The organism is Bacteroides uniformis, from assembly GCF_025147485.1.
Lineage (GTDB): Bacteria > Bacteroidota > Bacteroidia > Bacteroidales > Bacteroidaceae > Bacteroides > Bacteroides uniformis.
Map to the genome: position 1 here is coordinate 2,360,050 of NZ_CP102263.1, position 21,087 is coordinate 2,381,136.

Here is a 21,087-nt window from a genome sequence, read left to right on the forward strand (position 1 = left end):
CATGAATATTGGCATTATTTGTAAATACCCTATTCCGTATGGAATGGCAGCCACAACACGTATCTTCTCATATTCTAAGGGCTTATTAGAATGTGGTGATAAAGTTGATGTATGGTCAATTGCACCTAATAATTTTAACGCGAATAATAATAATGAAGGCGTTTTTAATGGTATATCATATTTTTATTCATTCAGAAGCAAACGATTTAGTAATAAGCTATTCCATGCATATGAAATGATTTATTCTCTTTTTATCTTAGGTGTAAAATTACATAAAAGAGATAAAATTAGAAGATATGACGTGTTTATTATAAGCTCAGATAGTCTCATTTGCCTGCTGTATATGAGGGTATTAAATATATTATTTAAGAGAAAACTTATTTTTATTTTTGATGAGTATCCAACACCTATTAGAGGTAAATTAAAGAATAAAATACCATTTTGGAAAGAAGTGATTTATCGTGTTATTTTAAGTAAATATTCAGGATATATTTCCATGACCGAAAATTTATTGAAATATTATAAAAAAATCACAGACAATCCAGGTATTATAATTTCATCCATTACCGATGTCAATCGATTCCATAATATAATAAAAAAGCCTATAAATAAAACTAAGAAATTAATTTATATGGGAAATATGGAATTATCAAAAGATAATGTAGACAATATTTTGTACGCTTTATCTATCTTGCTAAGAGATAATTATGATGTTCATTTGTATCTTTTTGGAAAACCAAATTTAAAAGATAAATCTATATTGGAAAGGATTATTGAGCAAGAGGGATTAGCAAACAACACAAGTTTTAGATTTGCTCAATATAATGATGTTCCAAAGATTCTATCAGAAGCAGACATTTTAGTTTCCTCCCAACCTGTGACTGTTCGTGCAGACGGAGGATTCCCAACTAAATTGGGAGAATATTTAATGTCGGGTACTCCTGTATTATCAACCAATGTTGGAGAAACATCAAAATACTTTAAGGATGGCGAACATATGTATTTTGCAAAACCAGAATCGCCATTGGATTATGCTAACAAGCTCAAATATATCATAGATAATTATGAGAAAGCATTAGCTGTTGCTAAAAAAGGGAAAATGCTAATAGAGCAATCGTATTCTCATATATCTGCTGGAGAAAAGATGCATAAATTTTTAAAATCATTATAAATAGTATGTCAGTATTCAAAGACAAAGTCCTGTTAATTACAGGCGGTACGGGTTCCTTTGGGAATGCTGTGCTACGTCGTTTTCTTGACAGCGACATCAAGGAAATCAGAATTTTCAGTCGTGATGAGAAGAAGCAGGACGATATGCGTCACCGCTTGCAGAATTCTAAGGTGAAGTTCTATATCGGTAATGTCCGCAACAAGACTTCTGTAGATATTGCTATGCGTGGTGTTGACTACGTTTTTGCCGCCGCCGCTCTCAAGCAGGTGCCGAGTTGTGAGTTTTTCCCTATGGAGGCTACTCGCACTAATGTTCTCGGTACTGGAAACGTTCTTCTTTCTGCTATCGAGCATGGGGTAAAAAATGTTGTGGTCCTTTCTACTGATAAGGCAGCTTATCCTATCAATGCTATGGGTATCAGCAAAGCACTTATGGAGAAGGTTGCGATTGCTAAGGGTCGTGAACTTGGCGAGGGTGCGGCTACTACCATTTGTTGTACTCGTTATGGTAACGTTATGGCAAGCCGCGGTTCTGTTATCCCTTTGTGGGTTGAGCAGATGATAGAGGGTAATCCTATTACTATCACTGATCCGAATATGACCCGCTTTATGATGACTCTTGATGATGCTGTTGACTTGGTTATATACGCGTTTACCCATGGTCATAATGGTGATCTTTTTGTCCAAAAGGCTCCTGCCGCTACTTTGGAGACTCTTGCTACCGCACTGAAGGAAATATATTCTAAGGTTGATCCGAAATATGGAGATACTGAGGTTCGCGTTATTGGTACTCGCCACGGTGAGAAACTTTATGAGACTCTTGTCACTCGCGAGGAGATGGCTAAGGCTATTGATATGGGCAATTATTACCGTATTCCTTGTGATAACCGTGACTTAAATTATGACAAGTTCTTCTCTGAGGGTGATGAGGTGGTTTCTCGTATTGAGGATTATCATAGCCACAATACTCAGCGCCTTGATGTTGAGGGTATGAAGAAGCAGTTGATGCGTCTGCGCTTTATTCAGGAGGATTTGGGCTTGATTGAGAAGGCAAAGGCGCGCGAAATCCGTTCCGAATAGCCGGTGTGTGAAAACCGGCAATCTACTGCGTTACCATCGACTTCGCAAAGTATTTTTTTTGGGGGGGGAACAATTATTCAAAGTGTTCCCGCTATTGAGAAATCACCAATAGGAAATCTTTTACACACAGGAAGACATTATCTTTCTTTTCCATCATAATTAAATTTTATCTCAATGAAAATATTAGTTACCGGAGCCAAGGGCTTTGTCGGTCGAAATCTTGTTTCGCAACTTTACAATATCCGCGATGGCAAAGCTCGCAATTACGGCATTGACAGTGAGGACTTGGCCGTTTATGAATATGATATTGACAGTGACCCTGCCGACCTTGAGGAATATTGCAAGAATGCAGACTTTGTTTTCAATCTTGCCGGTGTTAACCGCCCGAAGGACAATTCTGAGTTTCTGAAGGGCAATTTCGGCTTTGCGTCGGTGCTTCTTGACACTTTGAAGAAGTATGGAAACACTTGCCCTGTTATGATTTCATCATCTATTCAGGCGGTTCTTGACAATCCTTACGGTGAGTCGAAGCGTGCTGGCGAGCAGTTGATGTTTGAATATTCGGCGGAAACTGGAGCGAAAGTGCTTGTCTACCGCTTCCCGAACGTTTTCGGAAAGTGGTGTCGTCCAAACTATAATAGTGCCATTGCAACTTTCTGCAACAATATAGCGAATGATCTTCCTATTAGCGTCAATGACCCGAGCATTGTTATGAATCTTGTTTATATAGACGACGTTGTTGATGAGATGATAGCGGCACTTAACGGCAACGAGCATTGCAATGAAAACTTCTGTGAAGTTCCAGTCACTCATACCCGCACACTTGGCGAGATTGTTGAGATTATCCGCTCGTTTAAGGATATGCCAGCAAATCTCGGCGTTGCAGATATGGGCGACGGTTTGGCTAAGAAACTCTATTCAACATACCTTACTTATCTGCCGAAGGAGCGTTTTGCGTATCCTTTGAAAATGAACGTCGACGAGCGCGGCAGTTTTACTGAATTTATCAGGACAGCCGATCGTGGTCAGGTTGCGGTGAATATATCCAAACCGGGTATTACCAAAGGTGAGCACTGGCACCATACAAAGGTGGAGAAATTCGTTGTAGTCAGCGGTCACGGCCTTATTCAGATGCGTAAGGTCGATTCAGACGAGGTCGTCAATTTTGAGGTTTCCGGCGATAAAATCGAGGTTGTTGAGACTATCCCGGGATACACTCATAACATTGTAAACCTTTCAGAAACAGAGAATCTTGTAACTCTGATTTGGTGTAACGAGTGCTTTGACCCGAACCGCCCAGATACTTATTTCGATAAAGTAGTAAAATAGCAGGTTATGTTGGTTATCGACAAAGAATTGCTTGACGGGGTAACGGCACAGGCAAAGGCGAGTCCCCGTTTGCGGATGAACTACAATCTGCATGACAGTCTTGAGGCAAAGGCGCAGAGACTGATGAACGCTATGGAACCCGGAACCGATTTGCCGATTCACCGCCATACCCATACTGCAGAAACGTATTTCGTTCTACGCGGTAGAATCAACGTGCTGTTTTACGGTGAAGATGGTCAGTTGGAAGAAAGCCGTGAACTTGACCCCTTGAAAGGATGTTACGGCGTTCAGATTCCTATCGGTCAATGGCATACGATTGAGGTCCTTGAAAGCGGAACGGTAATCTTTGAAGTTAAGGATGGACCGTACACACCACTTACTCCTAAAAATACAATGACAAAATAAAATATTATGGAATTAAAAACTGACTATTCAGATATAAAATTTGCGGAAAACGGCAAGTTGAAACTTTTGATAATTGTAGGAACAAGACCTGAAATTATCCGCCTTGCAGCCGTTATCAGTAAGTGCCGCATCTATTTCGACACAATCCTTGCTCATACAGGCCAGAACTATGACTATAACTTGAACGGCATCTTTTTCAAAGACCTGAAGTTGAAAGAACCAGAAGTGTATATGGATGCCGTTGGCGATGACCTCGGTTCAACAATGGGAAATATCATAAGTGCTTCCTATAAACTCATGTCGCAGGTAAAGCCCGATGCTGTACTTGTTCTTGGCGATACAAACTCATGCCTGTCAGTTATCGGAGCAAAGCGTCTGCACATACCTATCTTCCACATGGAAGCAGGTAATAGATGCAAGGATGAGAACCTTCCGGAAGAGACAAACCGCCGTATCGTCGATATCATCAGTGACGTCAACCTTGCCTATAGCGAGCATGCTCGCCGCTATCTTGCAGAATGCGGATTGCCGAAGGAGAGGACATACGTTACCGGTTCACCAATGGCGGAAGTCCTTCATAATAATCTTGAAGAGATTGAGGCAAGCGACATTCATAACCGTCTCGGCCTTGAAAAGGGCAAATATATCCTTCTTAGCGCCCACCGTGAGGAGAATATCGACTCAGAAAAGAACTTCACTTCATTGTTCCGGGCAATCAATGCGATGGCAGAGAAGTACGATATGCCGGTGCTTTATAGTTGCCACCCAAGAAGCCGCAAACGCCTTGCCGCAAACGGATTCCAATTAGACAAAAGAGTAATTCAGCACGAGCCTCTCGGATTTCATGATTATAACTGTCTCCAGATGAACGCATTTGCCGTTGTCAGCGACAGTGGAACATTGCCAGAGGAGAGTTCATTCTTCACATCAGTAGGCCATTCGTTCCCGGCAATCTGCATCCGCACGAGCACAGAGCGTCCGGAAGCCCTCGACAAGGCATGCTTCATATTGGCAGGCATTGACGAAAAATCATTGCTTCAGGCGGTTGATACAGCCGTAGAGATGAACAAGAATCAAGATAACGGCATTCCAGTGCCAAACTATGTTGATGAGAACGTATCAACAAAGACCGTTAAACTCATCCAAAGTTACACCGGCGTTGTCAATAAAATGATATGGAGAAAATAATTAAGAATTTTACCTAAATCATCAATAAATAATGAAAGTTCTTTATTCTCATCATGGCATGAAAGGAAAAAATGGATGGGGACGAACCTTTTATATGGCACAAGGATTAGCAGATTTAGGACATGATGTGACCTTATTAACAATCAATCCTAAATGTTCATTCTTTAAGATAAATACTATTATCTATCAAGGTGTTAAAATAAAAGTACTACCAGACTTTTTTCCTGCCAAAATGAAATCCTCAGGTTTTGCTATTTGGAGTACTTTATTTGGATTGATATACTCGATGTTCCATAAATTTGAAATATGTATAGCAGATTGTGGACATAGATTTACTTCCTTACCTTGTAAATTAAATAGATTTATTTATCATTCTGTTTATATTTCTGAGTGGTGGGATTTCTTTGGTAAAGGAGGTTATATTAAAAAGAAAAGTAGATTGTTTAGGTTAACATACGGTAGACTGGAATGCTATAATGAACTCAACGATAAAAGAAAAGCTGATGCTATAGTCGTATTATCTACTTTTATGAAAGATAGGGCTGTTGAAAATGGAATTGACTCAGAAAAAATTTTTATTGTTCCTGGTGGGTCTATAGTGAAAGATGTAAAGCCGTTATATCCATCCTATTCATCTGTTGAAAAACGAAAAATAAATATAGCATACATTGGCATTAATAATCACGAAATTGATTTGATAGCTCCGTTTATAGAAGCATTGAAATGTGAAAATGTTAAAAACAGTTACAGGTTGATTCTATATGGGAATACTATCTCAAACGAAAAGTGGAATCAATTAGGATTGTCTGAAATTGCTGAATATAGAGGATGGTTAGATTATTCTAAAGATGTTTCTACCTTAAAAGATATAGATGTGTTTTTGCAATTATTAGATGACAACAATGTTTCTAAAGCTGGATGGCCTAATAAATTAGGTGATTATTTAGCATTTGGGAAGCCCGTTATATTGTCACCTTATGGTGATATAATTGATTTTGTAAAAAATGAAAAAGGTTTTTTTATAGTAGAATACAATAAATACTCGATATTAAAAATTTTACAAGAAATTAAAGATATACCTTATAGCGATTTAAAGACCATGGGGTACGCTAATAGGCAATTAGCGGAAAAAATCTCATGGAAAAATAGAGCAAAAAATATAGAATATATATGCAATAAAATTAGATTTAATAATGAAACTGTCAAGAATTAAAAAACTTGTCTTCCTTCATTTACAGCATTTGCCAATGAAGTCAAGGGGTTGGAGACCAACGCTTTGTAAATGGGGGGGGGGTAAACATCAAATGCCCTAAAAAGACCTTCATCGGAGAGGACGTTATTTTCGACACAAATTATCCCGAAGATATTGTCATTGAAGAGGGCGTGCGCCTGACTGTCGGCGTCCGGATTGTAACGCATTTCATGAACCCGAAGACAGGCAGTTATGACCGCGGTCAAGTGCATGTTGGCAAAGGAGCCTACATTGGCATGGGAACAATGGTTGTCAAGCCGGTCACAATCGGAGAAGGGGCAATCGTAGGCGCCGGGGCAATAGTGACGAAAGATATACCGTCAAACGAAGTATGGGCAGGAAACCCCGCCCGCTTTATCAGAAAACGATAAAATTATGCCAAACGCAATATTTTTTTACAGAATACAGAGGTGGTTATACTTACACCACATTCCATTTTTACCTAAATTAATTCAACTATTAATTTTTCTGATTTACAACACTAAAATTACTGCTGATTCAAAAATCGGTAAAGGATCTTATTTTGTTTGTAAAGGAATTAGCACTGTACTAATCCCAGGAACGGAAATTGGAGAAAACTGCGTATTAGGTTTACGATTCTCAACAGTAAGAAAATTTCCATATAAAAACGTTCCTAAAATTGGCAATAACGTTTTTATCGGTCCAAACGTTGTAATCTGTGGACCAGTAGAAATTGGTGATAACTGTATTGTTGCAGCTAATTCGTTTGTTGATAAATCATTAAGGGGGGGGGTAATTGTTGCAGGCTCTCCTGCTAAAATAATCGGATATACTAAAGACTTAAACTATAATATTTCTTCAAATCAAAAAGATTTAGATGGAATAGCATCATATCTGCAACCAAAAGAGTAAATCAAAAGTTGCAATCGGATATAGTTTTAAAAGGATAAAACTATGTTGAATGCAATCTCTTTTTATCGGGTATCAAGGTGGCTGTACTTGCACCACATTCCTGTACTGCCAAAATTGATAACATTGCTTATTTTCCTAATTTACAACAGCAAGATTCCATACCAGGCAAAGATTGGCAGAGGGTCAACTTTTGGATACGGAGGTATGGGTGTTGTTATCCATTCTAAATCAATTATAGGGGTAAACTGCACTATATGTCAGCAAGTTTCCATAGGGGGGTAATTCAAGATTTCCGGAAGTACCAGTGATAGGTAATAATGTTTATATTGCGAAAGGTTCTATCGTTATGGGTGGTATAACAATCGGAAACAATGTTACAATAGGAGCAAACGCAGTCGTAACCAAACCAATTCCCGATAATGCTATCGTTGCAGGCGTACCCACCAAAATTCTAAGGACTAAAGAATAACATAATATGCATAAAGTTATCAACTCTTTTCGCTTGCTGAAGGAGTATTGCGAGAATGAGGGGTTCAAGGGTTGGGATCCCTATGACGGACTTAACTCGAAGGTTTTTCAGGCGTTGCCGTTCCTGAAGAAGTCGGCAATCTGCCGCCTGGTTGTTATCCAAGGATTTAAGCGCTGCCCAGTCAATCTCCGCAGGCTTGCGCTTGTCCCCAAGGAATATAATGCCAAGGGCATCGGGCTTTTCCTTTCCGGTTACTGCAACCTATATAATGCGGTTAAGGCAAACCCCAAACTTGCGGAAAGCCTCGGCTCTCCCGATTCCCTGAAATCACGGATTAACGAACTGGCTGAACTGTTGATCTCTCTACAATCAAAAGGTTACAGCGGTGCTTGCTGGGGATATAACTTTGACTGGCAGGCTCGCAGACTTTTCCTTTTCCCAAAGTTTACTCCAACCGTTGTTGCGAGCAATTTCTGTGCAACCGCTCTTATGGAAGCATACGAAATTACCAGAGAGAAAAGGTTTCTTGAAATCGCTCTCAGTGCGGCACATTTCGTTATCAACGACCTTCACCGCACGGAATATAAGGACGGATTCCTATTCTCTTACAGCCCGTTGCAGGGAAACGACACTGTCTTTAACGCCTCACTGCTCGGCTCAAGGCTGCTTAGTTTTTGCTACAAGTACACAGGCAACGAGGAATACTGCGAACTTGCAGAGCAAAGCATAAAGGCATGCTGCTCAGGTCAAAAGCCAAACGGTGCATGGGTATATGGCATGCTACCCGTTCAGAGTTGGGTTGACAGTTTTCATACAGGCTATAACCTTGATGCGCTTATTGCATATCAGGAGCTGACAGGCGACAATAAGTATCGCAAATATATTGAGAAGGGCTTTGAATATTATATTCAAAACTTCTTTGAAGCCAACGGAATGCCAAAATACTACGACAACCGCACTTATCCCATCGACATTCACTGCCCGGGGCAGTTGCTCGTAACGCTCGCAAGGTTGCACAAGATCGAAGAATACAAGGAAATTGCAGAAAAGGTCATTGATTGGACTATCCGCAATATGCAAGACCGGAAAGGCTATTTCTACTACCAGTTAAAGCCGGGGATAAGTTCAAAAATATCATATATGCGTTGGAGCAATGCGTTTATATTTAATGCTATGAGCCATTATTTACTTGCCGAATAATATTTTAATCTTATGGATAAAGTTTCATTAAACGGGGTCGAAATATTCCCTTTCGACTCCGAACAGCAACTATTGCATTATGTGGACACGCATAAGGGCATATTGGTAGCGATCAATGCAGAAAAGATATTGCATGCCACGGAACAGACACGTGCCATTATCAATCGAAATATTGGGTATTGTGATGGAGCCGGTGCACAAATGGCTTTAAAGCAGAAAGGTTATAAAGATGCCTGTAAGATTCCCGGATGTGAACTATGGCTAAAGATTATTACTCGCTTTTACAAGGAAAAGACATTCTATCTGGTTGGTGGAAAACCGCAAATCGTAAATGAGACCGTAGAGAAACTGTGTTCTGAATATCAGGATATCCGAATAGTGGGTTATCGTAACGGCTATATCAAGACGGATGAAGAGAAACGACGATTGATAGACGATATTGTGGAGAAGAAACCGGATGTGGTATTCGTGGCTATGGGGTCGCCAAAGCAGGAATTGCTGATGGAGGAGATACAGCAACGGCATCGCGCTATCTTCCAAGGATTGGGTGGCAGTTTCGATGTCTATACAGGTCATGTGCAGCGCGCACCGAAATGGTGGGTGGAGCATAATCTGGAATTTGCTTATCGCTTGATAAAAGAACCCAAAAGAATTAAACGTCAGATCCACTTGGTGAAGTATGCTTGGTGGCTGATGAAGAAAAAATTATAAACAGAGGAAATATGAAGAAAGTGATGTTGGTCTTCGGCACCCGTCCGGAGGCAATCAAGATGGCTCCGCTGGTGAAAGAATTCCAGAAACAGCCAAAACGGGTAGAGACTGTGGTGTGCGTAACCGGACAGCATCGGGAAATGCTGGATCAGGTGTTGAAGATATTCGACATCAAACCGGATTATGATTTGAATATCATGAAGCAGGGACAGGATCTGTATGATGTGACCGCTCGTGTGCTGACCGGTATGCGTGATGTACTGAAAGAGGTAAAGCCCGATGTGGTATTGGTACATGGGGATACTACCACTTCTACAGCTGCAGCTTTGGCTGCTTTTTATCAACAGATACCGGTGGGACATGTGGAAGCTGGTTTGCGTACACATAATATTTATAGCCCATGGCCGGAGGAGATGAATCGGTTGTTGACGGGGCGTCTGGCGACCTATCATTTTTCTCCCACTCCGTTAAGTCGTAATAATCTGATTAAAGAGAGCGTTGATGACCGCAATATCATTATAACTGGTAACACAGTGATTGATGCACTTTATTGGGTAGTGGATAAAATCAAGAACAACAAGGAGCTAGATAATGAATTGGAAGATATATTGAGCAAAGCGGGTTATGATGTAAACCGCTTGAACAATGGCAAGAAGCTGGTATTGATTACAGGGCATCGTCGTGAGAATTTTGGTGACGGATTTATCAATATGTGTACAGCTATTAAAGATTTGACGGTTAAATATCCAGATTTGGATTTTGTTTATCCTATGCACTTGAATCCTAATGTACGCAAGCCGATTCATGAGGTGTTCGGGGAGAATCTGTCCGGCTTAAAAAATATGTTCTTCATTGAACCATTGGAGTATTTGAGTTTTGTGTATCTAATGGAGAAGAGCAGCATCGTATTGACAGATAGCGGTGGCATTCAAGAGGAAGCTCCGGGACTGGGTAAACCGGTATTGGTGATGCGTGATACCACGGAGCGACCAGAAGCATTAGATGCCGGAACGGTGAAACTGGTAGGTACGGACTATAATAAGATTGTAAACGAAGTATCATCTTTGATTGATGATAAAGCAGCTTATGAAAAAATGAGTAAGGCTGTAAATCCGTACGGTGACGGATTAGCCTGCGGACGTATTGTAAATGCATTGTTATATAGGATATAAGCTGAGCTATGAAGCTGATACTGAAAAATATTTTTACAAATCGAAATACTTGTTATTACTTATGGTTTGCATTACCAAGAGCTAATAAACTTAAAGTGAAAGTTTTTTCTGGAGTTGAACTTCATTATCGGGACTTGTTTCATGGTAAGATATACGAATTGTTGCAAAACCTAACATCGGGTATAAAATGAAGAATGATAAACGAAAAAAAGAAATTTTTCGGTGGATATTCCTCGGAGGACTTTTGTTGTTTGTGACTTTTCCTGTTTTTACGCAGTAAATACAAGAATGAGTGGATTGATTTATGTGCCGAGCACGGACATAGATGATGGAGGAAAAACTCGCATAGGTGGTCACTTTTTCAGAAAAGAGTTCCTGCCCGATGTCAGCTTGAATTCGTTAGGAAAGTGGATGTATCATACAGGCAATCATTTTTTGAGCATCATTCCTTTTTCATAGATTGAGCTGGAATTATTTGTACTATACAGAAAAAATTAAAAGACAGCAATATAGATAATATGGATTTTGATCACAAGAATTGATATTTATCTAAAAGAATCAGGCCTATCAAAGAAAACGAATGATGATCATGTATTGCTATTGGAAGTAATGATCACATTACGACGAGTGACAAGGTGAAAAGAGATGATTGGCCGGATAGTAGAAGAACCATATTGGGGAACTATTATGTTGCTGCCACTAAATATACGAAAAAAAAATATATCATAGGTTTCTATGTCACCTACCGAAAATGAAAACGTGATTACAATTAAATGGAATGGAGTGGCAGACTGTATGACTTATCAGTCCTCTTTGCAAAACGGGAAATATTCTTCGGAAGGTATATGCTTTTACATCAACCTACTGTAAAATACTAATCAAGAAAATAATAAGGATGCCTACAGTCGTTGTCCGTTTTGAGACTTGTAAGAAAGCCATAGGGTACGGTACGGTTTATTACCGTATCTACAAAGGACATAACCGACGTATGGAATTTTCTTCCCACCTTCACCTACCAACTTCTTCTTGGGATGAAACCACAAAGACAATCCGGGGAGAGCATCCCAAAGCCTGTCTCTTTCGTGCTCAGATGGAAGCGGATCTTCGGCTTTTGAACCGGATTATAACGGAAGATGTTACCGGTCGACTGACAATGGGCGATATGATAGCCATCTTTAAACATCAAAGGACAATAATCAAATGAACTTTTGACTTGTAAGTCAATAGGATGGTACCGTCTTTGACAGATTGCTATCACCGTCTAGGTTTTCAGGTAACAGAATCCGAAGATGGATTACGGATAGGCTTCAAACCGGGAATGGCACATGCTATCGTGAAGGAGATTTGGAACGAGCAGCCTTTGACCCGTTCGGATGTTGAAAGGTTTTATGAAAAGCTTTCTTCACTGAACAAAGGATATCGAAATCTCTATTTCAGGATCGTGGCGCACGGTGGATTCCTGCCGGAAGCATTGGACTTTGAACTGCACGGGCTGACCGTTTCGGATGAAAGCTATATTGAAAGCCTCTTGTCCGGAAGACATGTGGAGCTTTATCCGCATAACGAAGCGGCTTACAGGGCGATCATGCGGGGATTCAAACAACACCGTATCGGTACGGTCGTGCAGGCTACCGGAACAGGGAAATCCTATTTGCTGGCACGCTATATCGCAGATCATGCAAAGGAAAATATATTGGTCTTTGCTCCGAACATCACGATTCTGGATGAGATCCGGAAAGCCGTCGGATTCTCCATTCCGCAAGTGACGTACCGGACATTCCAGTCACTGATTCGTAACCGGGAGGACAATGGGTTGTTACGGGCAGATCATATTCTTATTGATGAATTCCATCATTTCGGGGCGGAAATTTGGGGAAGTGCCTTGCAGGAAGTGATAGAAAACAATCCCTGTGCCTATGTCCTGGGAACATCGGCAACGCCAATCCGTCCGGAAGGAATGATCGATACGGTGGATCTTTATTTCGAAGGAAATTTGTTTTATGAACTTACCTTGCCGCAAGCTTGGTATTACAATATCTTACCAGTGCCGATCCTGGTACAAAGTGCTTACGGGCTGGACAACGAACTGGATCGGCTGCAAAGAAAGCTGGAACGCAGCGGTTGTTCAGTCCGCCGGAGAGAGCGCATCCAAAAGAAACTGGACCTGGCGCGGGTCGATTTCAAAGGTGCTTTGGGCGCGTCGTCGGTGATCCGGAAGTTCCTACCCGAAAGCGTACGCAAACTGCTGGTTTTCTGTCGCGACCTGGCCGATCTCAGACAGATGGTGCCGGAAGTGTGCGACTGGCTCACACAGGCAGGCCGATCGATTACGCCATTTGAAATCCATCATGCGCAAAGCGAGCAGGAGAATCAGCGGCTGTTGGCCGCTTTCCGAGAAGAGTCGGACCGGTTACACGTACTCTTTTCCGTCAATATGCTGATCGAAGGATTGCATGTCGAGGGAGTGGATGCCGTCTTGTTCCTGCGGCGCACCGAATCTTACATTGTCACCCTGCAACAGCTGGGGCGCTGTCTGGATGCCGGAAGCGGGAAACAGCCGGTCGTCTTGGATTTCGTGAATAACCTGTCGGGTAAATCGGTCTACGACGTGATGGCGTGCCACTGGGAGCGACTCTCTTATCTTCCATCGCCCCACGGATTTGAAAGAACAACCTCGTTCCTCGCTACCGGCTATTTGTCGGATATCCGGCTCCGCATCGAAGAGATCCTGGCCGAGCTGGAACCATGGCAGATTATGTACGAGCGGCTGGTCGAGTTCCACCGGGAAGAGAACGACTGGCCTTCAGTGACGGAAGGGAAACTGGGCCTTTGGTGCAACACGCAACGCATCGCCTACAAACGAGGCTGTCTTGCCAAGGAACGGTGCGACCAGCTTGATGCAATCGGTTTTGAGTGGAATCAGCTCGACTCCAAATGGATGAGGGAATACCATGCATTGAAAGTCTTCTTTGATACCTGCGGACGCTGGCCCAAACGTGAAGACGGCCCGCTTGCGACCTGGTGTTATACCCAGCGGGAAAGACGGAAGGATGGACGTTTGAGCAAAGAGCGCATCCGGGCTTTGAATGAGATCGGCTTTGTCTGGAATCAGAACCTCCAAGGGGAATGGATGAAGAACTACGAGGAGCTGAAGTCTTTTGTCAGAAAATATCGGCGTTTCCCTAAATCGACGGAAGGGAATTTGGGCGGATGGTGCCATACACAACGGAAAATGCGTAAACAGGGAAAGTTACCCAATGACCGCCGGCTCCTGTTGGATAAAATAGGATTTGTCTGGTCGGCGGAACAGGTCTGGCAAGGCAACTTCGAACAATTGTGCCTGTTCCATAACCTGCAAGGACGATGGCCGGGATGCCGTGAAGGAGCATTGGGACGCTGGTGTACCATTCAAAGACGGGATTACCGCAAGGGGAACATGTCAGACGAGCGAAAAGCACAATTGGAAAGAATCGGTTTCCCTCTTGCCTGATATGGAATATATTCGATTCTATCCGTTATGAAAGTTGTCTATTCAATTATAATCAACATTGGAACAGTGTCTGTCATTACCCGGATTTGGAACTGCCAGCATACGGGTGGAACCAACTGATAAAACCGGAATAAGACCAATCTCATAAAGTAAATCGTTATTGATTCATCCCAATATGGAAGCCCTTGTCTGAAGCCGGTTATCGGAGAAGACAGGGGCTTCTTCTATATTTTATAAATGAATTATAGATAACTATTACACTGGCTTAACGAATCCGTTACAAATCCTTGGTGGTTTAAAGTGAGTGTTTACGTAAAATGAAAATATTTATGGTAGCAAGGAAAGTTTCATTACAGCATAAGGTTCTTTTAGGGTATATGATATTGATCATGGCTGTTTGCGGCATGGTTTCCATCTTGTTATACGAACGGAGCCGCATGCGTGAGATAAAAACGGAAACATCGGAGATACGCAGGATACGCCATGACATCAGTACGGCGCATCGCTATATCACGGAGCTTGCCACCTATGGAGAGTCCGTCATTGTCTGGGAGGATACCGATTTTCGTGAGTATCGCAGAAAACGCTTGCAAACGGACAGCTTGTTACAAATATTGAAAGTGAGTTGTGGCACGTTCGTCCTGCCAAAGCAGATAGACTCCCTATGTCATTTATTGGAAGCTAAGGAGATACATCTGCTCCGCATTATGGAGACCATTACCAGACAGGGGGAAGCGGACAGCCTGCTCGCAAATCGTCTGCCTATTGTTATCAGGGAAGCGGTTCGTACCCGGACAGTCACCCAAAAGAAAAAAGGGATTGCCGGTTGGTTCGGAGGGAAAAGGAGCGTACAGGTCTTCGAGCCATCGAAAGGACTGCAAGATTTGAATGAGAAGCTGATCGCCATGCAAGAGGAACGTGAACGCCGGATAGACATGTATACCGACAGTCTGCGCATACAGAATAAGGCCTTGAACCGGAAGTTGCAAATACTCATCACCCATCTTGACGGGCAAGCGCAGGCGGCGTTCATCAGTCGTGAGGAAAAAATCACGGAAGCCGGAGATTTTTCTTTCAAACTGTTTGTCTTGGTAATCGTCTCTGCTTCCTCCTTGCTATTCATCTCGTTCCTGATCATACGGCATGACATCAGGAAAGAAAGGGAAGGGCGGGCACAGCTCCAAAGGATAAACCGTGAGAACGAGGAACTGCTCGGTATGCGTAAACAGATCATCCTGACCATCTCGCACGATATACGAGGACCATTGGGTAATATCAACAACTGCGTGGAACTGGCCTCGGAAACCCGTGAAAAGAAAAAACGGGAAGGCTATCTGGAGAACATCCGCCATTCCTGCCGCCATATACTGAATCTGGTGAACAACCTGATGGATGTTTATAAGATCAATGAGACCAAGGATACCCGTAACGAGGTTCCTTTCCGTCTAAACAACTTGCTTGACAACATATCGAAGGAATATGCCCGCAAAGCGGGTGGCCGGGCCTTGCTGTTCGAGCACCGGCATAAGAATGTCGGTGATATTACAGTGAGAGGAGACGCAGACAAATTGGAACAAATATTGGACAATCTGCTGACAAACGCCATCAAGTTCACCCTGTCGGGTACGATCCGTTTCCATACCGAGTACATGGCGGGAAGATTATATGTGGAGGTCGGTGATACCGGTATCGGTATGGACGAGGAGACATTGGAACGTGTCTTCCGTCCGTTCGAGCGTGCGGCGCAGGAGATAAACTCGGAAGGTTTCGGTCTTGGGCTTTTTATCACGAAAGCTCTTGTAAAGGTACTGGACGGAAGCATTGAAGTAGAGAGCCGACCAGGTAAAGGTACAACATTCCGCCTGTCGTTTCCCCTTTCGGAAACGACAGGAGAACCGGAAACAGAGGAGCTTCCGGTACAATCTGCGACAATACTTCCCAAACATGTACTGGTAGTGGATGATGACAGCATCCTTCTGAAAATAACGGAAGACATGCTCGGGCGCAACGGGGTGGAATGCACGACCTGTCAAAATGCAAAAGAAGCCATTCTAGCACTCGACCGCTTGGATTATGATTTGGTATTGACAGATATACAGATGCCCGTGACCGATGGTTTCGGCTTGTTGAGATTACTGCGTAACTCGGATATCGGAAATTCCCGTACCGTTCCGGTCGCTGTCATGACGGCACGGGGGGACGGGGACTCGGGCGTGTATATGAAGTCCGGTTTTTGCGGTTGCATACATAAGCCTTTCTCTTCAAAAGGACTGCTGGCCTTTATCTCCTCCGTTACGGAGGGCAGAAGTGCAGGCATGTCTCCGTTCGACTATTCCCGCCTGATGGAAAGTACGGACGACCGTCGTCATATGTTCGGTCTTGTCGCAAAAGAGTCAGAAAAGGATCTTGCCGAACTGGAGGAGGCTTTAAGAGAAAACGATCGGGAAGCCATGCGGAGGATCGTACATCGGATGGCTCCGGTCTGGGAGTTGTTAGGGGCCAACGATGTACTGTTCGGTTATCGGAAGCTCCTGCATGACAAGACCTCGAGCGACGAGACGGTCAGAGAGTACACGATGAGAATTATGAAACAGATACGGTTACTGATAGACGAAGTAAATAATGAATTAAGAAAGAAAAATGACGGGGATGAAAAAGACTTTATTGATCGTGGAGGACAACCTGATTCTTTGCGATATTCTTGAGAGATGGCTACAGAAAGCCGGTTACAGGGTATTGACGGCCATAGATGAGCCTTCGGCACGCCGGAAAATCAAGGGGAATAACGTGGCGCTGGTACTGACGGATGTCCGCCTTCCCGAAGGGGATGGCATCAGTTTACTGGAATGGAGCATCTCCCAAGGGTTACATATCCCTTTTGTGGTGATGACCGAACATGCCTCCATTGCAGATGCGGTGCGTGCCGTCAAATTGGGCGCAAAGGACTACTTGCCCAAGCCTGTCCACGAGGAGTTACTGATGGAACTGTTACGGGGATTGATCGGTCTGCCAGTTTCCGTTCCCCCGAAGAAATCATTAATGAAAAGGCTTAGCGGGGCGGTCCGGGAGACCGAGCGGATAGCTTGTCGTGTGGCTCCTTTGAATTGTTCCGTCATGATCCTTGGACCGAACGGTAGCGGAAAAGAATCTGTCGCACAGCTGATCCAACAGCATAGCGGGCGTAAGGACAAGCCTTTTGTGGCGGTGAACTGTGGTTGTATCCGGGGGGAACTTGCCGCATCTGAGTTCTTCGGTCACGTGCAGGGGGCATTTACCGATGCGAAAAAGGATACTGCCGGCTATTTTGAGACGGCCAAGGGCGGTACGCTCTTCCTTGACGAGATCGGAAACATGCCTCCCGAAATGCAGACACTGCTGCTCAGGGTATTACAGGAAAGAGTGTATTGTCCAGTGGGCAGCCGCAAAGAACTTGAAGCCGATGTACGGATATTGTCGGCCACCAACGAGGATATGGAGCGTGCCATACGGGAGGGACGTTTCCGGGAGGATCTGTACTACCGTCTCGCCGAGTTTGAGATACGCCAGCCCTCTCTCTCCGAATGCCCGGAAGATATATTGCCACTGGCTGACTTCTTTCGTGAGCAACATTCAGAAGAGATACGTGTGGAGACCTCCGGTTTTACCGAACAAGCCAAAATCTCCATGCTTTCCCACTCATGGCCGGGCAATGTGCGTGAACTTGACAACCGGATAAGACGTGCTGTCCTGTTGGCGGTATCTCCATTGTTAACCCATAAAGATCTGAATCTTAATGCGACCATCTGTAGGACAGGCGAAAAATGTAAAAAAGGCTTGATGGAAGAAGCAGAAGAGAAAGAACTAATAAGGAAGATTCTGGAAGAATGTGGAGGTAAGATCAGTCGTGTGGCGAGAATGTTGGGGATGAGCCGTCCGACGCTATACAAGAAAATGGAAAGGTATGGGTTGAGATAGCATCTTCATCCGTTTCGTTTATACATAAGCCGGCAGATTCCGTTGGAGAAAGTTTTGCAGCCAAGAAGTTTCCAGCGGGCAGACCGGAATTCTCCCGTCAAGGGGATTCCACCACCATAAGAAAGAGGCAGCAGAAAAAGTACTGTCTCATCCACCAGATTATACCGAAAAAGTCCATCGGCATATTCCGCACTTCCTCCATCTCCCACTCCTGCCAGATAAATACAATCCTTGTCATGCTTTTCCTTTACATTCAGCAAGTCCATCAAACCGTAATGGGGGTAGATGTGGAATGTGGCCTGTCGCTGCCAGCGTGGGAAACCATACCGTTTGTTTTCCCTCACCCATCGCATAAGCATCTCGTCTTCATGCGGAAGGAACCCGTCCAAAGTGAGTGCCATGATAACTTGAATTTTTGCCATACCTCTTGTTAAAAAAGCATGAAACCCATGCTTATTTCGAACAGAGGCTCTGACAAAGCCCAACACAGAAACCCGCATGGGCTCATGCTATAAGGTATAGCATAAGCCTCACGCAATAGCCTCTGTGTTTTTGAATTTGTCAGATTCCTGTTCGAGACGTCTTGCGACTTATGTATAATAATGGCGGTCCCAATTGTCGAGACCGGCCTTATTTCTCTATTTCAAGTTTCAAATATACGGCATCTTTTTCAATAATCCGATCAGTCGGGGTATAATTTCTTCAATTACCCCTCCACTTGTCATGATTTGTCGGGGTCCTTTCCTTTTTCATCTTCCAGACCTAGTCGTTTACGGAGTTCAGGGTCATTTTTGATACGCCGCATCTCCTCATTGATAATAGCCTGCGCATCCGCCTTGATCTGGTCGTAATTGCGTTGTATCTGTTGCATCATGATGTCGTTACCGTTCCTGTCCTTGAAGTCGTTGATGACCGGGATTTTCTGATAAGCCTTTTCTTCTGCGCTGATCTTGGTATGGTCCACGACAATTTCGGCATGAAATATTTTTTGCTCTATCCTCTCATCAAAATTATCCGCCACAGCCCCGACAAACGTGCCTTGTGAGAGGTTGGCGATCTTTGATGCGGGAATGAGCGAGTCTAGCTGTGTGTTGATGGAGGTGGATACGTCCTGACGGTTGATGGATACGGACTGACGTTGCTGAAGCACCTTGCCGAAGCGCTCTGAAAGCGTTTTTGCGGTTTCACCGACCACCTGTCCGCTGAAAATATTCCCCACCGTGTTCTGGATGACCTTGGATTCTTTTTCTCCGTAGTCACGTGTCAATTGACTGAAATCCTGAAAACCCAGAAGCACACCCACCTTGTTGCTTCTCGCCGTCGCGATCAGGTTGTCAAGCCCACGGAAATAGATGGTGGGAAGCTCGTCAATGATAACGGCGCATTTAAGCTGTTTTTTCTTGTTGATAAGCTTGACGATACGGGAATTATATAATCCGAGCGCTGCCGAATAAATGTTCTGCCTGTCCGGATTGTTGCCCACGCAGAGCAGTTTGGGCTCTTTCGGATTGTTGATATCCAATGAAAAATCATTACCGGTCATCACCCAGTAGAGTTGTGGGGAGATCATGCGCGTAAGGGGTATTTTAGCCGAGGCTATCTGGCCTTGGAGCTGGTCCTGGGCATTTCCCTTCCATGCGTCCATGAAGGGAGAAAGATAGTTTTCCAGCTCCGGATAAGAGGTCAGAATGGTGAACAGGTCTGAGTAGGGTTTGTTGAGCAGTTCTACCGCATGGGGAAACGTACAGTAAATACCGTTTTTGTAAATCTTTAAATACCAGATTATTGCCGCAAGCAGAATGATAGGAGACTCCACGAAGAAGTCCCCCTGCTTTTCGATCCAGGTGCGATTGAGGTTGAGCATTATCGTATAGCTTGCCTCGTACGCATCGGAAATGTCCGTCATGAATTCCGGATTAATGGGATTGCACCGGTGAGACCTGCGCGGATCGTCGAAATTGATGACATAGAACCGGGGCTTTACCTCGTACTTGTCCATATTCTTCAACAAAGAATTATAGGCGATGGTGGACAGGTCATCAAACTTGTAATCATAGATGTAAATCGCAAAGCCTTTGGCTATAAGCTGGCGTATGTAACTGTTGACTATCGCATAGGATTTGCCGCTGCCCGGTGTCCCGATAACCATGCAGGCACGGAAAATATTGACAATATTGACAAATCCGTTATTCCAGCGTTTTTTATAATAGAATCTCGTCGGGAGGTTTACCGAATATTCATTCTCCATCAGTCGGGTTTCCTGCATGAAACTCTCATTTTCCATATTGAACACATCTTCCATGAGGTTGTGCCTGTAAAGGCGGCTCATCCATAATCCCGACATCAACAGGGCGAGATAGCCTGCCGTAAGAGTAAAAATATAGAATGCGGTATTTGCCATGTGTGGCAATGGCAGTTTAAGAAGCCACCAGTTCAGAAAAAACAATGCGCATCCTGCCACCAACACCGCATAAATTTTAGGCCAGGTTATTTTTTCACCTTTGACCCCATGCGTACCCAGGCAGGAAACGGCCAACAGAAGCACTGCCAACAGTTTGCTCCAGAGAATACAGTTGAAAATTCCGGTCGTGTTGTTGAAGTTTACCAGAATCCGGTCTATCACCTCAAGGTTCAGGTGCCATGCGGTGATACTCGGATAGCAGTACACATAGACGTGTACCACCAAAAGAAAAATACTCACGGCCCTGCCGAATTCCATTATCTTAGCGAGAGCCCTCAAATCATCTTCCTGCTGCATAAGAATTGTATATAAATGGGTTGATACTTGTTTTGT

At 43.6% G+C, this 21,087-nt stretch carries 18 protein-coding genes; 16 read left to right on the forward strand and 2 right to left on the reverse strand.

What is annotated here, in order from left to right; all coding sequences use genetic code 11:
* The first annotated feature begins 1 nt into the window (after position 1).
* From NQ510_RS09085 to NQ510_RS09160, 16 genes are all read left to right on the forward strand, one after another.
* Entirely contained in the window at positions 2 to 1,171 is a 1,170-nt protein-coding gene (locus NQ510_RS09085) for a glycosyltransferase (RefSeq protein ID WP_005636860.1), read from the forward strand.
* A 5-nt stretch (positions 1,172 to 1,176) separates the two neighbouring features.
* The gene (locus NQ510_RS09090; protein ID WP_005636862.1) at positions 1,177 to 2,250 is read left to right on the forward strand and encodes a polysaccharide biosynthesis protein; all 1,074 of its coding nucleotides are present in this window, start codon (positions 1,177 to 1,179) and stop codon (positions 2,248 to 2,250) included.
* Positions 2,251 to 2,424: 174 nt separating this feature from the next.
* Positions 2,425 to 3,579, forward strand: a complete 1,155-nt coding sequence (locus NQ510_RS09095; protein WP_005656928.1) for a capsular polysaccharide biosynthesis protein CapF — start codon at positions 2,425 to 2,427, stop codon at positions 3,577 to 3,579.
* Positions 3,580 to 3,585: 6 nt separating this feature from the next.
* A complete protein-coding gene (locus NQ510_RS09100) occupies positions 3,586 to 3,984 on the forward strand; it encodes a WbuC family cupin fold metalloprotein (protein WP_005636866.1) in 399 nt (132 codons plus the stop codon).
* A 6-nt stretch (positions 3,985 to 3,990) separates the two neighbouring features.
* Positions 3,991 to 5,172: a non-hydrolyzing UDP-N-acetylglucosamine 2-epimerase gene (gene wecB, locus NQ510_RS09105; RefSeq protein ID WP_005636869.1), complete on the forward strand. Its 1,182-nt coding sequence runs from the start codon at positions 3,991 to 3,993 to the stop codon at positions 5,170 to 5,172.
* Between the two features lie 31 nt (positions 5,173 to 5,203).
* Complete coding sequence (locus tag NQ510_RS09110; protein WP_005636871.1) at positions 5,204 to 6,385, forward strand: glycosyltransferase; 1,182 nt, start codon at positions 5,204 to 5,206, stop codon at positions 6,383 to 6,385.
* Between the two features lie 209 nt (positions 6,386 to 6,594).
* Positions 6,595 to 6,795, forward strand: coding sequence for an acyltransferase (locus NQ510_RS09115; protein WP_005636874.1), 201 nt, complete (start codon positions 6,595 to 6,597; stop codon positions 6,793 to 6,795).
* 4 nt (positions 6,796 to 6,799) lie between these two features.
* Positions 6,800 to 7,297 carry a serine O-acetyltransferase gene (locus NQ510_RS09120; RefSeq protein WP_005828765.1) on the forward strand — a complete coding sequence of 166 codons (498 nt, stop codon included), beginning with the start codon at positions 6,800 to 6,802 and terminating at the stop codon, positions 7,295 to 7,297.
* 346 nt (positions 7,298 to 7,643) lie between these two features.
* On the forward strand, positions 7,644 to 7,766 hold the full coding sequence (locus NQ510_RS09125) for an LbetaH domain-containing protein (RefSeq protein ID WP_005840881.1): 123 nt from the start codon (positions 7,644 to 7,646) through the stop codon (positions 7,764 to 7,766).
* Positions 7,767 to 7,772: 6 nt separating this feature from the next.
* Complete coding sequence (locus NQ510_RS09130) at positions 7,773 to 8,966, forward strand: glycoside hydrolase family 88 protein (RefSeq protein ID WP_005636881.1); 1,194 nt, start codon at positions 7,773 to 7,775, stop codon at positions 8,964 to 8,966.
* A 12-nt stretch (positions 8,967 to 8,978) separates the two neighbouring features.
* Positions 8,979 to 9,677, forward strand: a complete 699-nt coding sequence (locus NQ510_RS09135; RefSeq protein WP_005656920.1) for a WecB/TagA/CpsF family glycosyltransferase — start codon at positions 8,979 to 8,981, stop codon at positions 9,675 to 9,677.
* A gap of 11 nt (positions 9,678 to 9,688) precedes the next feature.
* Complete coding sequence (wecB, locus tag NQ510_RS09140) at positions 9,689 to 10,849, forward strand: non-hydrolyzing UDP-N-acetylglucosamine 2-epimerase (protein WP_007219053.1); 1,161 nt, start codon at positions 9,689 to 9,691, stop codon at positions 10,847 to 10,849.
* An 895-nt stretch (positions 10,850 to 11,744) separates the two neighbouring features.
* A complete protein-coding gene (locus NQ510_RS09145) occupies positions 11,745 to 12,053 on the forward strand; it encodes an Arm DNA-binding domain-containing protein (RefSeq protein ID WP_005636892.1) in 309 nt (102 codons plus the stop codon).
* A gap of 24 nt (positions 12,054 to 12,077) precedes the next feature.
* Positions 12,078 to 14,339: a Helicase associated domain protein gene (locus NQ510_RS09150; protein WP_005636894.1), complete on the forward strand. Its 2,262-nt coding sequence runs from the start codon at positions 12,078 to 12,080 to the stop codon at positions 14,337 to 14,339.
* Positions 14,340 to 14,668: 329 nt separating this feature from the next.
* The gene (locus tag NQ510_RS09155) at positions 14,669 to 17,044 is read left to right on the forward strand and encodes a hybrid sensor histidine kinase/response regulator (RefSeq protein WP_005840888.1); all 2,376 of its coding nucleotides are present in this window, start codon (positions 14,669 to 14,671) and stop codon (positions 17,042 to 17,044) included.
* Complete coding sequence (locus NQ510_RS09160; RefSeq protein ID WP_005636898.1) at positions 16,989 to 18,293, forward strand: sigma-54-dependent transcriptional regulator; 1,305 nt, start codon at positions 16,989 to 16,991, stop codon at positions 18,291 to 18,293. The genes NQ510_RS09155 and NQ510_RS09160 overlap by 56 nt, the downstream gene beginning before the upstream one ends.
* 5 nt (positions 18,294 to 18,298) lie before the next feature.
* On the opposite strand, the gene NQ510_RS09165 is transcribed toward NQ510_RS09160, so the two are convergent.
* Both NQ510_RS09165 and mobC read right to left on the reverse strand, forming a co-directional pair.
* Positions 18,299 to 18,793, reverse strand: a complete 495-nt coding sequence (locus NQ510_RS09165) for a dihydrofolate reductase family protein (RefSeq protein WP_005636900.1) — start codon at positions 18,791 to 18,793, stop codon at positions 18,299 to 18,301.
* 221 nt (positions 18,794 to 19,014) lie between these two features.
* Positions 19,015 to 21,051 carry a conjugal transfer protein MobC gene (gene mobC / locus NQ510_RS09170; RefSeq protein WP_005636903.1) on the reverse strand — a complete coding sequence of 679 codons (2,037 nt, stop codon included), beginning with the start codon at positions 21,049 to 21,051 and terminating at the stop codon, positions 19,015 to 19,017.
* Between the last annotated feature and the right edge of the window lie 36 nt (positions 21,052 to 21,087).

What these genes read in the sequence shown, in the direction of transcription:
- NQ510_RS09115 (WP_005636874.1), top strand. Translation starts at nt 6,595, where the DNA reads ATGAACCCGAAGACAGGCAGTTATGACCGCGGTCAAGTGCATGTTGGC.
- NQ510_RS09160 (WP_005636898.1), top strand. Translation starts at nt 16,989, where the DNA reads ATGAAAAAGACTTTATTGATCGTGGAGGACAACCTGATTCTTTGCGAT.
- NQ510_RS09090 (WP_005636862.1), top strand. Translation starts at nt 1,177, where the DNA reads ATGTCAGTATTCAAAGACAAAGTCCTGTTAATTACAGGCGGTACGGGT.
- NQ510_RS09145 (WP_005636892.1), top strand. Translation starts at nt 11,745, where the DNA reads ATGCCTACAGTCGTTGTCCGTTTTGAGACTTGTAAGAAAGCCATAGGG.
- NQ510_RS09155 (WP_005840888.1), top strand. Translation starts at nt 14,669, where the DNA reads ATGGTAGCAAGGAAAGTTTCATTACAGCATAAGGTTCTTTTAGGGTAT.
- NQ510_RS09110 (WP_005636871.1), top strand. Translation starts at nt 5,204, where the DNA reads ATGAAAGTTCTTTATTCTCATCATGGCATGAAAGGAAAAAATGGATGG.
- NQ510_RS09130 (WP_005636881.1), top strand. Translation starts at nt 7,773, where the DNA reads ATGCATAAAGTTATCAACTCTTTTCGCTTGCTGAAGGAGTATTGCGAG.
- NQ510_RS09165 (WP_005636900.1), bottom strand. Translation starts at nt 18,793, where the DNA reads ATGCGGGTTTCTGTGTTGGGCTTTGTCAGAGCCTCTGTTCGAAATAAG.
- mobC (WP_005636903.1), bottom strand. Translation starts at nt 21,051, where the DNA reads ATGCAGCAGGAAGATGATTTGAGGGCTCTCGCTAAGATAATGGAATTC.
- wecB (WP_007219053.1), top strand. Translation starts at nt 9,689, where the DNA reads ATGAAGAAAGTGATGTTGGTCTTCGGCACCCGTCCGGAGGCAATCAAG.
- NQ510_RS09135 (WP_005656920.1), top strand. Translation starts at nt 8,979, where the DNA reads ATGGATAAAGTTTCATTAAACGGGGTCGAAATATTCCCTTTCGACTCC.
- NQ510_RS09100 (WP_005636866.1), top strand. Translation starts at nt 3,586, where the DNA reads ATGTTGGTTATCGACAAAGAATTGCTTGACGGGGTAACGGCACAGGCA.
- NQ510_RS09085 (WP_005636860.1), top strand. Translation starts at nt 2, where the DNA reads ATGAATATTGGCATTATTTGTAAATACCCTATTCCGTATGGAATGGCA.
- NQ510_RS09095 (WP_005656928.1), top strand. Translation starts at nt 2,425, where the DNA reads ATGAAAATATTAGTTACCGGAGCCAAGGGCTTTGTCGGTCGAAATCTT.
- NQ510_RS09120 (WP_005828765.1), top strand. Translation starts at nt 6,800, where the DNA reads ATGCCAAACGCAATATTTTTTTACAGAATACAGAGGTGGTTATACTTA.
- NQ510_RS09150 (WP_005636894.1), top strand. Translation starts at nt 12,078, where the DNA reads ATGGTACCGTCTTTGACAGATTGCTATCACCGTCTAGGTTTTCAGGTA.
- wecB (WP_005636869.1), top strand. Translation starts at nt 3,991, where the DNA reads ATGGAATTAAAAACTGACTATTCAGATATAAAATTTGCGGAAAACGGC.
- NQ510_RS09125 (WP_005840881.1), top strand. Translation starts at nt 7,644, where the DNA reads ATGGGTGGTATAACAATCGGAAACAATGTTACAATAGGAGCAAACGCA.